This is a genomic window from Candidatus Delongbacteria bacterium, from assembly GCA_041675285.1.
Taxonomy (GTDB): Bacteria; CAIWAD01; CAIWAD01; order CAIWAD01; family CAIWAD01; genus CAIWAD01.
On record JBAYTZ010000002.1, the window covers coordinates 304,028 to 318,386 of the forward strand.

Consider the following 14,359-nt stretch of genomic DNA (forward strand, 5'->3'; position numbering starts at 1 on the left):
GACGGGAGGAGAGATGAACGCCGCTGCCGGAGACATGAACCCGGTGCTGGAGCAGATCTGGGCGCATCGGTCGATCCGCGCCTATCGGCCTGAGCCGCTGGACGACGGGCTGTTGGACGAGGTGCTGGAGGCTGGCCTGCGCGCGGCCTCCAGCGGCAACATGCAGACCTGGTCGGTGATCGTGACCCGAGATGCCGAGCGCCGGCGCGGGCTCTGGGAATTACATCTCAGGCAGGACATGATCCTGCAGGCGCCGGTCGTCCTGGCCTTCTGCGCCGATTTCCGCCGCATGAGCCAGTGGTGCCGGCAGCGCGGGGCCGAGCCCGGCTACGACAACCTGCTCAGCTTCCTGGTGGCCACGGGCGACGTGTTCCTGGCCGCCCAGACCGCCGTGCTGGCCGCCGAGAGCCTGGGCTTGGGCACGTGCTACATGGGCACGACCCTGAACGCCATGGACGGACTCTGCGGATTCTACGGGCTGCCGCCGGGCGTGGTCCCCGTGACCAGTGTGGTGCTGGGCTGGCCGGCGGAGGATCCGGCGCCGCGCCTGCGTCTGCCGTTGGCGGGTCTGCGCCACGACGAGCGCTTCCGCGAGTACACGGCCGAGGAGATCGAGGCGACCTATCGGATCCGCGACGTTGAAGGCTGGGCGCGCTACCTGGCCTTCCCCGAGTTGGCGGCCCGGATGGGCCGGGACGGCATCGAGAACCTGGCCCAGGTGTACACCCGGCTCAAGTACCGCAAGCCGGACTTCGACGAAGCCTCCCGCCGCATCCTGGCCACGCTGCGGCGACAGGGCTTCATGGCGCAGGACGAATAGGGTTGGGGAAAGGATGGACGTGGGCGCCTGACTCGCCAGAGGCCCGGCGCCGGAGACGTGTCAGCGGACTTCCCGCCGCAGCCGGCGCAGGTCGGGGATCTGGATCTCGCGGCCGTTGAACTGGGCCAGGCCCTGTTCGCCCAGCTGGCGCACGGCCCGGGCCACCGTCTCCGGGCGGACGCCCAGCATGGCGGCCAGGTCCCGGCGCGCGAGGGGCAGTTCCAGCCGGGCCTGGTTGCCGCTCTCGTCCACGCTGCCGCAGCCGGGCAGCAGCTGCAGGAGGAGATCCTGCAGGCGCCACTCCAGGGTACGGGTGGCCAGGCGCAGGCGGGCCTCGCCGTAGTCGTAGAGTTCCTGGGCCAGCATGCGCGAGAATTCGTCGCGCAGGGCCGGATTGCGGCTGAGGATTTCCTGCACCAGCCGGGTGGGGAAGAAGCAGACCCGGCTTTCGCGCAGGGCCTCGGCCCCCGCCGTGTAGTCCATCCGCCCGAAGTAGGCCGGGAAGCCCAGGGTCTCGCCCGGGTGGGCCAGCCGCAGGATCACCGAATTGCCGTGCTCGTCGGATTTGCGCAGGGCCAGCAGGCCGGACTCGATGCAGTGCAGGCCGTGACACGGGTGACGCTCGTGGAAGAGCGGCTGGCCGGCACAGAGCAGGGACTCCACCCGATAGCCGTCCAGCAGGGAGCGGTCGCGCTCGTCGAGCACGCTCCAGCAGCTGTCCGGAAAAAGCCGACACTGCCGGCAGGCGTGCAACGGCTCCAGGCGCAGACCCACTCCCACACTCGCTCCCAATCCAGTTCTTGTGCCGCGCCAACTTCGCCCTTCGCTTGACTTAAGTCAAGCCAACGGGTGATAATGGCCATGCATCGACGGCTTGTTGTTCCTTAAACTATCGCCGTTCGCAATCCGCTTGTCACCAAGCCAACAGCCCGAGACATGGGAGGTGCCATGAGCGCACGCATCGAACAGTTTTCGTACAACGATGACGTCGTCCGCAAGTTTGTGATGGCCACGCTGCTCTGGGGCGTGGTGGGCATGCTGGTGGGACTGATCATCGCCCTGCAGTTGATCTGGCCCAGCCTCAGCTTCGACCTGCCCTTTCTCACGTTCGGCCGGTTGCGTCCGCTGCACACCAACGCCGTGATCTTCGCCTTCGTGGGCAACGGCATGTTCGCGGGGGTCTACTACTCGACCCAGCGTCTGCTGAAGGCCCGCATGTTCAGCGACCTGCTGGGCAAGCTCAACTTCTGGGGCTGGCAGGCGATCATCGTCTCCGCGGCGCTGACCCTGCCCCTGGGCATCACCCAAAGCCGCGAGTACGCCGAGTTGGAGTGGCCCATCGACATCGCCATCGCGGTGATCTGGGTGGTCTTCGCCATCAACTTCTTCGGCACCATCGCCAAGCGGCGCGAACGGCACCTCTACGTGGCCATCTGGTTCTACATCGCCACGATCATCGCCATCGCCGTCCTGCACATCTTCAACAACCTGTGGGTGATCGCCGGACCGCTCAAGAGCTACTCGATCTACGCCGGCGTCCAGGACGCCTTCATGCAGTGGTGGTACGGGCACAACGCCGTGGCCTTCTTCCTGACCACGCCCATGCTGGGCATGATGTATTACTTCCTGCCCAAGGCCGCGGAGCGCCCGGTGTTCAGCTACAAGCTGTCCATCCTGCACTTCTGGACCCTGGTCTTCATGTACATCTGGGCCGGGCCGCACCACCTGCACTACTCGGCCCTGCCGGGTTGGGCCTCCACCCTGGGCATGATCTTCAGCGTGATGCTGTGGATGCCCTCCTGGGGCGGCATGATCAACGGCCTGCTCACACTGCGCGGCGCCTGGCACAAGGTGGCCGAGGAGCCGATCCTCAAGTTCTTCGTCGTGGCCGTGACCTTCTACGGCATGAGCACGTTCGAAGGCCCGCTGCTCAGCATCAAGACCGTCAACGCGCTCTCGCACTACACGGACTGGACCGTGAGCCACGTCCATTCCGGCGCGCTGGGCTGGAACGGCTTCCTGGTCTTCGGCATGCTCTACTGGCTGGCCCCGCGGCTCTTCCAGTCGGGCCGGCTCTACAGCAAGAAGCTGGCGGAGCTGCACTTCTGGATCGGCACCGTGGGCATCCTGCTCTACATCGTGGCGCTCTATTCAGCCGGCGTGACCCAGGGCCTGATGTGGCGCGCCTTCGACCAGACCGGGCGCCTGCTCTATCCCGACTTCGTGGAAACCGTCCAGCGCCTGATGCCCATGTACATGGTCCGCGCCCTGGGCGGCACGCTGTACCTGACGGGCACCATCCTGGGTGTCTACAACATTCTGATGACCTGGAAGATGCGTCCGGCCCGCTACGAGGAACCCGTCTACGAGGCCCCCGCGCTGACCTACGAGCCGGAGCAGGCCGACTACAGCAAGGCCCCCTATCCCGGCGCCCTGGGCCGGATGGTCAGCCTCGCCTGGCACCGCGTCTGGGAAGGCCGCGGCCTGGTCTTCACGATCTGGGTGGTGATCGCCGTGGCCTCGGCCTCGCTCTTCGAGATCATCCCCACCTTCCTGATCAAGTCCAACGTGCCGACCATCGCCTCGGTCAAGCCCTACACGCCGCTGGAGCTCTACGGGCGCGACCTCTACGTCGCCGAGGGCTGCTACAACTGCCACAGCCAGATGATCCGGCCCTTCCGGGCCGAGACCCTGCGCTACGGCGAGTACTCCAAGCCGGGCGAGTTCATCTACGACCATCCCTTCCAGTGGAGCAGCCGGCGCATTGGGCCGGACCTGCACCGCGAGGGTGGCAAGCGGAGCGATTTCTGGCATCTGGAGCACTTCCGCGATCCGCAGAAGATGACCCCGGGCTCGATCATGCCCAAGTATCCCTGGTTCGAGAGCAAGGCCATCGATTTCGCCAGCATCCAGAAGCGCGTGGACGCGATGATCATGCTCGGCGTGCCCTACGGCGAGGTGGTGAACAGCGCCGAGGCGGTGGCCCGGGAGCAGGCCGCGCGCGTGGCGACGGCCATCGCCCAGAACGGCGGACCCATGAACCTGGGCGACAAGCAGGTGGTGGCGATCATCGCCTATCTGCAGCGGCTGGGCACGGACATCAAGGCCGCCGGGGCCACGAACTAGGAGCGCGCCGTGAGCCTGTCCACGATCATGAGCCACGCGGGCTACTCGGGCTACGCCATCATCGGGATGATCTTCTTCCTGCTGGTGTTCGCGTCCCTGATGATCCGCCTCTGGTTGCAGTCGCGGGCGGGCGGCCTGGAAGAGGTGGGGCGCCTGCCCCTGGAGGAGGCCCGGCCCGAGGCGGCCTCCGGCACGATCCCCGCCCAGCCCGCGCAACCCGCTGCGGGAAAGCTTGAGGAGCGACGATGAGCGAGCAGAAACCGAACGAGATGCTGGACCACAACTACGACGGGATCCAGGAGTACGACAATCCGCTGCCCACCTGGTGGGTGTGGATCTTCTGGGCCACCATCGTGTTCTCGCTGGTGTACTTCATCTATTACCACATCCTGATGGGCCCCACCATGCACGACGAGTACGCCGCCGAGGTGGAGAGCTGGGATGCCCGCATGGCGGAGCTGATTCCGCCCACCGCCTCCGAGGGGGACTTGCAGGCCATCCTGGCGGATCCCGCCAAGGTCCAGGCGGGCGGCGCGGTCTTCGCGGCCAAGTGCCTGCCCTGCCATGCGGCGGACGGCGGCGGCATGGTGGGCCTGGGCCCGAACATGACCGACAACTACTGGAAGAACGGCGACGGCAGCCTGTCGGCCATCCAAAAAGTGGTGATCAGCGGAGTGACGGGCACGGCCATGCAGGCCTGGGAGCAGCAGCTGAAGCCCGACGAGCTGGTGAACGTGGTGGCCTTTGTGAAGAGCCTCCAGGGCACCACGCCGGCCAACCCCAAGGAGCCCGAAGGTCAATTGGTGGGCGCCGCCGCGGCGGATTCCACGGCCCAGGTCTCCGACAGCTCGGCGCTGGAAACCGCCAGCAAGTAGTCTGACGACCCGGACGGGAAGGGTCTCCGCCAGGGGCCCTTCCCGTCACTTCATCCGGTGTGACACGGCGTCCCGCACCAGCGCCGGATCGGCAGTACCTTGATCCGGCGAGAACTGAAAGGGCGCGCATGAGCGAGTCGACCATCCTCGAAGCCCCGGAGCGGGTGCTTTCCACCCTCAATCGCGACGGCAGCCGCCGCTGGCTGCGCCCCCGGCTCGCCCGGGGCCGCTTCTATTGGCGCCGACTGGTGGTGGCCTGGGGCCTGATCCTGCTCTTCACCGCCATCCCGATCCTGAAGATGAACGGCAAGCCGCTGATGCTCTTCGATCTGGCGGCGCGGGAATTCACGCTGTTCGGCTCCACGTTCCACGCCACGGACACGCTGCTGCTGATGCTGCTGATGGTGGGGATCCTGCTCTCGGTCTTCCTGCTGACGGCCCTGCTGGGGCGGGTCTGGTGCGGCTGGGGCTGTCCGCAGACCGTCTACATGGAGTACCTCTTCCGGCCCGTCGAGCGCCTCTTCGAGGGCGACCACCTGAGCCAGCACCAACTGGACCTCCAGGGCGGCCTGCCCCTGCGCCGCCTGGCCAAGTACGCGGTCTTCCTGGTGTTCTCGGCCTTCCTGGCCAACACCTTCCTGGCCTACTGGGTCGGCTGGGACACGCTGATCGGCTGGGTCACGGACTCGCCGCTGGAGCACTGGCCGGGCTTCGTGGTCATGGCCGTCACCACGGCGCTGATGTTCGGGGACTTCGCCTGGTTCCGCGAGCAGACCTGCATCGTGGCCTGTCCCTACGGGCGCTTCCAGTCCGCGCTGCTGGACCGCCACTCGCTGATCGTGGCCTATGACGGCCGCCGCGGCGAGCCCCGGACCAAGCTGCGCAAGGGCGAGGGCAAAGCGGGCGGTGACTGCGTGGACTGCAACCACTGCGTGGTGGTCTGTCCCACGGGCATCGACATCCGCGATGGCCTACAGATGGAGTGCATCCACTGCACCCAGTGCATCGACGCCTGCGACTCCATCATGGACAAGGTGGGCCGGCCCCGGGGGCTGATCCGCTACAGCAGCCAGGAGGAACTGGCCACGGGCCGGCGGCGCTTCCTGCGGCCGCGGGTTGTGCTTTATCCGCTGATCCTCTGCCTGGTCTTCGGCCTGCTGATCTTCAACCTGGCCCGCCGCCAGGACTCGGTGGTGACCATCTTGCGCGGCCTGGGCGTGCCCTACACGGAGATGCCCGGCGGCCTGGTGGCCAACCAGCTGCGCATCAAAGTGGACAACCAGCGCAACGCGGACCGCGAGTACTGGATCCGCCTGCTGGAGCCCGCCGACGGCCAGGTGATCATTCCCAGCAATCCCCTGCGCGTGCCGGCCAAGAGCATGGGCACCAGCGTGGTCGTGGTGATGGTGCCGCGCGCGGCCTTCGACGACGAGCACGTCCACGCCCTGTTCGAGGTCACGGACAGCCTGGGCTACCGGGCCACGCTGCGTACGGCCCTGCTGGGGCCGGACCTGGAAGACGACGCGGGTGACGACGACGACAACCAGGAACACGACCGGGGGAAGAAGTGAGCGACTTGACGGAGATGGAGCGCCGCGGCCGGATGTGGCCCTGGATGGTGGTGGGCCTGCTGCTGCTGATGATCCTGCTGATGGGCGTCCTGCTCTATTCGGCCATCGGGGATCCCTCCCATGTGGTGGTGGAGAACTACTACGACAAGGCCGTGCACTGGGACCGCGAGCAGGCCCAGCTGGAGCAGGACCGCCGATTGGGCTGGCACGTGGAGCTGGAGTTCCGCGCGGTGCCGCCGGAGCTGGCCGTGGACGCGGGCGCCGGGGTGCCCAACACGCTGGTGGTCGCGCAGCTGGTGGACTCGCTGAACCGGCCGCTGGACAGCCTGAGCGTGCATCTCAGGGCCTTCTTCAGCGCCCGGGCAGGGCGCGTGTTCGAGGCGGATCTGCAGCCCATGGCGGGCGGCTACGGCGCGGCCTTCCGGCTGGGCCCGCCCGGCATGTGGGAGTTCCAGCTGGAGGCCCGCCGCGACACCATGCGCTACACGTGGCTGGAAACGCGCGAGCTGGGCGCCGTCCGCTGACTTGGAAGCCAATCTCACCACGAAGCACGGGAAGAAGCACGGAGCACGGGAAGAGGGACGAAGAGCACGAAGCAAGGCCGAGGAATGGATCAGGGATTGGGTTGAGTGGACACGGGCAGAAGCGCTTCGGCTGCCCGCTGTTACATCATGGCGTCTTCGTGCCCTGCTTGATTCTTCGTGTCCTTCGTGGTGAAAGTGGGAGGATCTCGTGAGCGCATTGTTCTGGGCCGTTCTTGGAGCCAGCCTGCTGGGGAGTCTGCACTGCGCGGGCATGTGCGGCGGCTTCGTGGCCTTTTACGCGGGCGGCGACCGCTCCAGCGGGTTGAGCCGCGCGCTGTCCCACGCGGCCTACAGCCTGGGCCGGCTGCTGACCTACGTGCTGCTGGGCATCATGGCCGGCATCCTGGGCCGGGCCCTGGATCTGGCGGGCGCCGCGGCGGGCCTGCAGCGCGGCGCGGCTATCGCGGCCGGCGTGTTGATGATGGTCTGGGGCCTGGTGATGCTGCTCCAGGTGCGCGGCGTGCGGATCTCCACCCACTTGCCCCCCGTCTTCCAGCGCCTGGTGCAGGAAGCCCTGGGCCAGCTGGGCGACAAGCCGCCGGTGGTCAAGGCCCTCACCCTGGGCCTGTTGTCAACGCTGTTGCCCTGCGGCTGGCTCTACGCCTTCGCCATCACGGCCGCCGGCACGGGCGACCCCGTCCAGGGCGCGCTGGTGATGGCCGCCTTCTGGCTGGGCACGCTGCCCGTGCTGCTGACCCTGGGCATGAGCGTGCAGGCGCTGGCCGGCCCGCTGCGCCGCCACCTGCCGCTGGTGAGCGCGCTGATCCTGCTCTGCATCGGCGCCTGGACCGTGCTGGACCGGGCGCGAATTCCCGTGGAGCGCTTCGGTGGGATCCGGGCCGCCGTGGTGCTGGAATCCGCGGAAGCGCCCAAGGCCGCTGGTCTCAAGCCCTGGGAGCTGCCCTGCTGCCAGGACAAGCCGGACTCCAGCGCCAGCCAGTGAGCGCCGCGCTTCTGCGCGCCGTCCCCGAATCCAGCCTGGGAGTCCCCCGATGAGCGAGACCCGCTGCACGCACTGCAACCTGCCCGTTCCCGCCGGCCTGATCGTCCCCGGCGCCGAACGCCAGTTCTGCTGCGGCGGCTGCCGGACGGTCTACGAAGTGATCCACGACCACGGGCTGGAGCAATTCTACCGCGTGGCCCGCTCCACGGGCGAGACGCCCTGGAAGGCCAATCCCACCGGCCGCAGCTACGAGGACTTCGACGACCCCGCCTTCCTGGATCTCTACGCGCGCCCCGCCGGCGACGGGCTGCGGCAGATCGAACTCTACCTGGAGAACGTCCACTGCGCGGCCTGCGTCTGGCTGGTGGAGCGGGTCTCCCTGGCGCTGCCCGGCGTGGTGGAGGCACGGTTGGACGTGCGGCGCAGCCAGGCCACCGTGATCTGGAACCCGGCCCAGGCGCGGCTCTCCGTCGCCGCGCGCTTCATGGACCAGTTGGGCTACACGCCTCATCCCTACCGTGGCGTCAAGGTGCGCGAGTTGCGCCGGGAGGAGGACCGCCGCCTGCTGCTGCGCATCGGCGTGGCCGGCGCCGTGGCGGCCAACGTCATGCTCATCGCCGTGGCGCTCTACGGCGGCTTCTTCGAGGGTATGGAGCGCCAGTACGAGAGCTTCTTCCGCTGGGTGAGCCTGCTGGCCATGCTGCCGGCCATGTTCTTCTCGGCCTCGGTGTTCTTCAAAGGGGCCTGGGCCGCATTGAAGAGCCGGCGCCTGCACATGGACCTGCCGGTGAGCATCGGCCTACTGGCCGGCTTCGCCAGCGGCGTGGTGAACACCGTGCGCAACTCGGGCGACATCTACTTCGACAGCCTGGCCACGCTGATCCTGCTGCTGCTGGGCGGGCGCTGGCTGGAGCGCCGCCGCCAGCGCGAGAGCGCCGACGCCGCCGAGCTGCTCTACAGCCTCTCCCCGGCGGGCGCCCGGCGGGTGGATCCCACCCCGGAGGGCGAGTGCATCCGCGAGGTGCCGGTGGAGGCGCTCAAGGTGGGCGACCTGGTGGAGGTGCGGGCGGGCGACCTGTTGCCCGTGGACGGCATCGTGGTGGCGGGGCGGAGCGAACTCAACCTTTCGCTGCTCACCGGCGAGTCCCGCCCGGAGCCCGTGGAGCCCGGCCAGCCCGTCCACGCGGGCACCACCAACCTGCTCTCGCCGCTGCGCGTGCGCGTGGAGGCCACCGGCGAGGAGACCCGGGTGGGCCGCCTGCTGCAGGTGGTGGAGGAGGCCGCCGGGCGGCGCGCGCCCATCGTACGGCTGGCGGACCGCATCGCCGGCTGGTTCGTGGGCGCCGTGGTGCTGGCGGCGGGGGGCACCTTCGCCCTCTGGCTGTGGCTGGATCCCAGCCAGGCCGTCAACCATACCGTGGCCCTGCTCATCGTCAGCTGTCCCTGCGCCCTGGGTCTGGCCACGCCGCTGGCCGTGAGCGTGGCTGTGGGGCGGGCCGCCCGCGCGGGGATCCTGGTCAAGGGCGGCGACGTGATCGAGGCGCTGAGCAAGCCGGGCCTGCTGCTGCTGGACAAAACCGGCACCCTCACCGAGGGCCGGGTCTCCGTGGTGCGCCTGCTGGGGGACGCCGGGCTCTTGGGGCCTGCCGCCGCGCTGGAGCGCCGTGTGCAGCATCCCGTGGCCCGGGCCCTGGTGGACGCCCAGTCGCGCCAGACGCCGGATCCGCGCCGGTTGGAAGAGGAGCCCTTCGAGGTGGAGGAGCTGCGCCAGGATCTGGGCGGCGGGATCCGCGGCCGGGTGGACGGCCACGACTACTGGGTCGGGTCGCCCGCCTGGGTGGGCGCCCAGTTGCCGGACGGGCTGCCCGGCGACGTGCAGGCCTGGGTGGAGGAATTGGTCGCCGAGGGCCACAGCCCGGTGGTGCTGGCCCGGGACGGCCGGCCCGCCGCCGTGGCGGGTCTGGGCGATGCCCTGCGACCGGACGCCGCCCGGACGGTGGCGCGGCTGCAGGAGCGCGGCTGGCGGCTGGGCATCTTGAGCGGCGACCATCCGCGCATCGTGGCCCGGGTGGCCGCCGAACTGGGTCTGCCGCCGGCGGATTGCCGGGGCGGCGTGCTGCCCGAGGAGAAGCTGGCCGCCGTGGAGGCGGCCGCGCGCCAGGGCGTGGTGGTGATGGTGGGGGACGGGGTCAACGATGCGGCCGCACTCTCCGCCGCCACGGTGGGCGTCAGCGTGCACGGCGGCGCGGAAGCCAGCCTGGCCGCGGCGGACGTCTTCCTGACCACGCCGGGACTGGGGGCCGTGGCCGATCTGGTGGACGGCGCCCGCCGCACGGTGGTCGTGATCCGTCGCAACCTGCTGTTCTCGCTCTGCTACAACCTGCTGGGGGCCGGACTGGCCATTGCCGGCTACATCAACCCGCTGGTGGCCGCGCTGCTGATGCCCCTCTCCAGCCTGACGGTGGTGACCTCCAGCTTTCGCGCGAAGACCTTTCGCTGAGAGGGGGTGTAGACGGCTTCGTCTGGCACGGTGCCTGACACCGCTGCCGGGTTCTGTCGAGCTTTTCGGTCACCTGCTTGGCGGCTGCGACCGCGACTTCAGCAGCGGACAGAGGCCGGAATGGGTCGCGGGGACCGGCCGGCCTGGACCTGGCAACGCCAGGCGGCGCCGAACAAGGAGTCCGGCCACCGCCCGGCGATGCTTCAGGCAAGGCCCGCCCCAGCAGGGCGCGGGTTGGAGGGTCAGGTCGCGCAGCTCAGGGGAGCAGGGCCGTCACACGATAGAATTCGCGCACGTCGCCGGCGGCCGGCTCCGCGAGCTGCCAATCGGTGAGGGTGGTGGCTCCCACCTGCACCAGACCGGCTTCGCCCCAGGCCTCGTTCAGCCGGTAGATCCGGTACTCCAGCGCATCCGGCAGGCTGTTCCAGACCAGGCGCAAGCCCTGGCCCGCCGCCTGGCGATGGATCTCCAGCACCACCTCGCTGGGCGGGGGCGCGGAGATGCCGTGAGGGCCGGGGCTGGTGGGCCGCACGGTGTGGCAGACCCGGCAGTCGCTCAGGGTGCCGGCGTGGCCCTGGAGCCGGATGTTCTGCAGGTTGTCGTTGGCTTCCCGGGAGGGCAGGATGGCGTGCGGGCTGCCGTGGCAGGCCGAGCAGTAGAGGCCGCCGTGGCCGCGCGAATTGCGGAACAGCGTGCCCGGCTCCTCGGCGAAGGCCGCGCCGTGGCAGGAGCCGCAGCTGGGTTCGTCCAGCCAGGGAATGCGTCCGTCCTCAATGGTGGCGGCCACGTGTTCCATGGTGCCGTGGCAGTCCTGGCAGATCATCGGGTCGGCCGGGTTGGTGGCCATCACGTCGCGCAGGCACTGGGCGTTGGCGCCGGGGTGGCACTTGTAGCAGGTGGAGATGCCGTTCACGGGCTGGATGTCGTGGTGTTTTTCATGCAGGCGCAGGGAAAGAAAGCCCGCCTCGGGGATGCCCTGGGTGCCCAGCGCCGGGGAGGCGTGGCAGCGCGCGCACAGAATGGGCGTATCATTGGGATTGAAACCGGCTTCGTCAGGATGCTCGTCCAGGATGTCCTGGACGCTGGAATGGCAGCCGCTGGAGACGCAGCCGATCTCGTTGGAGACCGGGATCACCGCGTCGGTGAAGGCCAGCAGATCGTCGGTCTGCATGTCAAAGGCCTCGACGTGAATCAGTTGATAGGGCTGCTCGTTCACCAGGTCGTTGTCCTGGAAGGGCGTGACGGGCACGCCGGTCACCTCGAAATAGCCCGGGAAAGGGGACAGCACGCCGCTCAATCCGTTGCCCGTCAACCCGATGTTCGGCGGCAGGGGGGCGGGCAGGTCGAAGATCTGCTGGGCGTAGTCCCAGAAGTTGGTCTTGGTCACCGAGGTGGTGTTGCCCGGGATGCTGTACTCCAGCCGCACGCCTTCCGTGATCAACAGGGGCGGCCCGGCGGGCTGGCGGCGCAGCAACTGGGCTTTCACGTTGTTGTAGGGCGGCAGGACCACCAACTGGCTGAAATCCTGGTTGGCGCAGTGCATGCCCAGGTCGTTCCAGGCGATCAACACATGACCCGGTGCCTGGGAGCGGCCGGGCAGGACCAGGCCCCCCGCCAGCAGCAGGGCCAGGCCCAGCCCTTGTGTTCGTCTTCCGTAACTCATGTCTCGTCTCCTTTTGCTGTGTGTGGAGACGGCCCGAAGGTGGGAGGGCCGTCGCGAAGACGGTTCAACTAGTGGACTTATTTGCGGGTTGTCCATCCGCCGGATGGCGGATGACGTGACAATTGCATGAGGATCATGCGACTTCTTGCGCCGGAAACTCAGGAGGGTCCGCCATGTCCGTCATCTACGTCGTGTTGCCGCTGGCGCTGGTGATCGCCGCGGGAATGGTCTGGGCCTTCGTGCGCTCGGTGCGCAAGGGGCAGTTCGACGACCTGGAGACCCCGGCCATCCGCATGCTCTTCGAGGACTCCCCCGTCCAGCGGCGCCCCCCGGCCGACGCGGCGAATCCAGGCCAACCAGGCCCCCAGGACGAACACCCGCCGCGCGCCTGATTCTTTTTTCAGTCTCCCTGCCACCTTTCATCGCCCGCCCGACTCGTAGAGGCAAGGGACAGAAAGGCGACCCCATGCATGGACCCCACGCTCCCGCCCCGGATCGTTTCTGGCAGCTGCTGGAACCCCAGTGGCCGGCCCTCTGCGCCCTGGCGCGCCAACTGGCTCCGCCGGGGGAGGACCACGACCTGCTGCAGGACTGCCTGTTCAAGGGGTTGACGGGGCTGCCCGGACTGCGGGAGGAAGCGCGCTTCCGGCCCTGGATGGCCCGCATCCTGGTGCACGAGGCCCGCCGCCGGTGGCGGCGCGGGCTTTGGCGGCGCTGGCTGCCCGGCCGGGAGGGCGGCGAGGCGGGGACCGAGCCCACCCACGGCGCCAGTGCCGAGGAACATCTGCAGCGCTGGCACCTCAAGGCGGCGCTGGCCAGCCTGCGGCCGGAGCGGCGGGAGACGCTGCTGCTGCACTACTTGGGTGGGCTCTCGCTGGCCGAGGTGGCCGAGGCGCGCGGGGAATCCCTGGCTGCGGTGAAAACGCGCATCCACCGGGCCCGGCGCGAGCTGCGGGACTTGCTGGACGGTCGTCTCAATCTGGCCCTCATCGGACGAAGCTGCGAGGAGGAACTGGACCATGGATTCGAACGCGAACTGGAAGCCCGGCGACTGCAGGGACAAGAGTCCTGATTCCGACGGCGACCTGCGCGCCCTCTTCGGCCGGCTGAGTCCACGGGACGAGGAGCTGCCCCGGCTGGACGACCTGCGCCGGCAGGTGGAGGCCCGCGCGGCGGCGGAGCACGCAACAGGGCGGCGTCCTGCGGGAGCCGCCGGCTGGAAAGGATGGAACGAGATGTGGAACCCTGCCCGATGGAGTGCCCTGCGCCTGGCCGGCGCGGCGAGCCTGCTGCTGGTGGTCCTGGCCTGCACGGTGCCCCTGAACTACGACCGGGAAGCCGGCCTGACCCTGGACCTGCAGGTGAGCGGCGATCTGGAACCTGTCCTGCGCGTCCTGCGCCAGGGACCCTGGTCGGTGGAGAATTTCAACGTCCAGGAGGAGGATGGCGGGCGGAGCCGCGTGCAGGCGCTGCTGCGCGACGCCTCGCAGGCCGAGCTGGCCGTCTTCGAAGGGCTGGCCGGCGTGGAGCTGAGCAGCACGCCCTGGGAGGAGGAATCCCGCGGCAGCCTGTTCACCATGATGATGGACCAAGTGTTCAACGTGCAGCTGAACATCAGCGGCCTGAGTGACGAGCAGATCAACACGGCCCTGCAGGAGCAGCTGGACGCCCAGGGTTATCCCGGCCGGGTGAGCGTGACCCGCAGCGAGGAAGGCGGCCTGCCGCTGGTGCACGTGGAGCTGGAGAGCGATTCCGCCGCCCCCGGTCCCTTGACCATCGCGTTGAGCGCGCAGTGCGACAGCCAGTTGACGGAGGGCGAGTGGCAGCTGCAGGGCGGCGGCCTGCCCGGTCTGCAGCTGGAAGGCCTGGAGGGATTGACGGAGGCCGAGATCCGCGAACGCGTGCTGGCGCAGTTGCGGGCCGCCGGAGTGAACCCGGACTCCGTGGGCGTGGTGATCCAGCGCCGGGAGGATTCGTCGCCGGACGGCGCGGTCCGCAGCCAGGATCTGCGCATCCAGGTGAAGAAGGAGCCGGCGCGCCCCTGATCCCGCCCCTCATTCAAGGAAAAACCTGCCGCGCGGGAGCTCCCGCGCGGTTTTTTTGCTTTGCCGCCATCCCGCCGAACCGGCTCCACCTGAACAGCCCGCGCCTCCCGTTCATTCAGCCGTCCCATCGGCCGATATGGATTTGGCACAACTGCACGAACCAGGGAGAATCCGGGTGGGTCCACGGCCAAGATGGCGGCGAATTCCTGTTCCGGCGGTCGGCCGTCGACTG

The 14,359-nt window shown here is 68.8% G+C and carries 13 protein-coding genes; 11 read left to right on the top strand and 2 right to left on the bottom strand.

Features of this window, described 5'->3' with window-relative positions:
* The first annotated feature begins 13 nt into the window (after positions 1-13).
* Positions 14-820: a nitroreductase family protein gene (locus WC326_03090; protein MFA7330039.1), complete on the top strand. Its 807-nt coding sequence runs from the start codon at positions 14-16 to the stop codon at positions 818-820.
* A 60-nt stretch (positions 821-880) separates the two neighbouring features.
* On the opposite strand, the gene WC326_03095 is transcribed toward WC326_03090, so the two are convergent.
* Positions 881-1,600, bottom strand: coding sequence for a Crp/Fnr family transcriptional regulator (locus WC326_03095; GenBank protein MFA7330040.1), 720 nt, complete (start codon positions 1,598-1,600; stop codon positions 881-883).
* Positions 1,601-1,768: 168 nt separating this feature from the next.
* On the opposite strand from WC326_03095, the gene ccoN reads away from it, so the two are divergent.
* The 7 genes from ccoN (at position 1,769) to WC326_03130 (ending at position 10,419) form a co-directional block, all read left to right on the top strand.
* The gene (gene ccoN / locus WC326_03100) at positions 1,769-3,946 is read left to right on the top strand and encodes a cytochrome-c oxidase, cbb3-type subunit I (GenBank protein MFA7330041.1); all 2,178 of its coding nucleotides are present in this window, start codon (positions 1,769-1,771) and stop codon (positions 3,944-3,946) included.
* A 9-nt stretch (positions 3,947-3,955) separates the two neighbouring features.
* Complete coding sequence (locus WC326_03105; protein MFA7330042.1) at positions 3,956-4,195, top strand: hypothetical protein; 240 nt, start codon at positions 3,956-3,958, stop codon at positions 4,193-4,195.
* A complete protein-coding gene (locus WC326_03110; protein MFA7330043.1) occupies positions 4,192-4,821 on the top strand; it encodes a cbb3-type cytochrome c oxidase N-terminal domain-containing protein in 630 nt (209 codons plus the stop codon). Before WC326_03105 ends, WC326_03110 begins: the two co-directional genes overlap by 4 nt.
* 128 nt (positions 4,822-4,949) lie before the next feature.
* On the top strand, positions 4,950-6,392 hold the full coding sequence (gene ccoG / locus WC326_03115) for a cytochrome c oxidase accessory protein CcoG (protein ID MFA7330044.1): 1,443 nt from the start codon (positions 4,950-4,952) through the stop codon (positions 6,390-6,392).
* On the top strand, positions 6,389-6,916 hold the full coding sequence (locus WC326_03120; GenBank protein ID MFA7330045.1) for a FixH family protein: 528 nt from the start codon (positions 6,389-6,391) through the stop codon (positions 6,914-6,916). Before ccoG ends, WC326_03120 begins: the two co-directional genes overlap by 4 nt.
* Positions 6,917-7,124: 208 nt before the next feature.
* The gene (locus tag WC326_03125) at positions 7,125-7,919 is read left to right on the top strand and encodes a sulfite exporter TauE/SafE family protein (protein MFA7330046.1); all 795 of its coding nucleotides are present in this window, start codon (positions 7,125-7,127) and stop codon (positions 7,917-7,919) included.
* A gap of 49 nt (positions 7,920-7,968) precedes the next feature.
* Positions 7,969-10,419 carry a heavy metal translocating P-type ATPase gene (locus tag WC326_03130; protein MFA7330047.1) on the top strand — a complete coding sequence of 817 codons (2,451 nt, stop codon included), beginning with the start codon at positions 7,969-7,971 and terminating at the stop codon, positions 10,417-10,419.
* 256 nt (positions 10,420-10,675) lie between these two features.
* Here WC326_03130 and WC326_03135 read toward each other — a convergent pair whose 3' ends face one another.
* Positions 10,676-12,082, bottom strand: coding sequence for a hypothetical protein (locus WC326_03135; protein MFA7330048.1), 1,407 nt, complete (start codon positions 12,080-12,082; stop codon positions 10,676-10,678).
* Positions 12,083-12,255: 173 nt separating this feature from the next.
* Between WC326_03135 and ccoS the strand changes: the two genes are divergently transcribed.
* The 3 genes from ccoS to WC326_03150 all read left to right on the top strand — a co-directional run bounded on the left by ccoS (position 12,256) and on the right by WC326_03150 (position 14,127).
* Positions 12,256-12,474, top strand: coding sequence for a cbb3-type cytochrome oxidase assembly protein CcoS (gene ccoS, locus WC326_03140; protein ID MFA7330049.1), 219 nt, complete (start codon positions 12,256-12,258; stop codon positions 12,472-12,474).
* Between the two features lie 74 nt (positions 12,475-12,548).
* Entirely contained in the window at positions 12,549-13,154 is a 606-nt protein-coding gene (locus WC326_03145) for a sigma-70 family RNA polymerase sigma factor (protein ID MFA7330050.1), read from the top strand.
* Positions 13,102-14,127, top strand: a complete 1,026-nt coding sequence (locus WC326_03150) for a hypothetical protein (protein ID MFA7330051.1) — start codon at positions 13,102-13,104, stop codon at positions 14,125-14,127. Before WC326_03145 ends, WC326_03150 begins: the two co-directional genes overlap by 53 nt.
* Positions 14,128-14,359 lie beyond the last annotated feature (232 nt).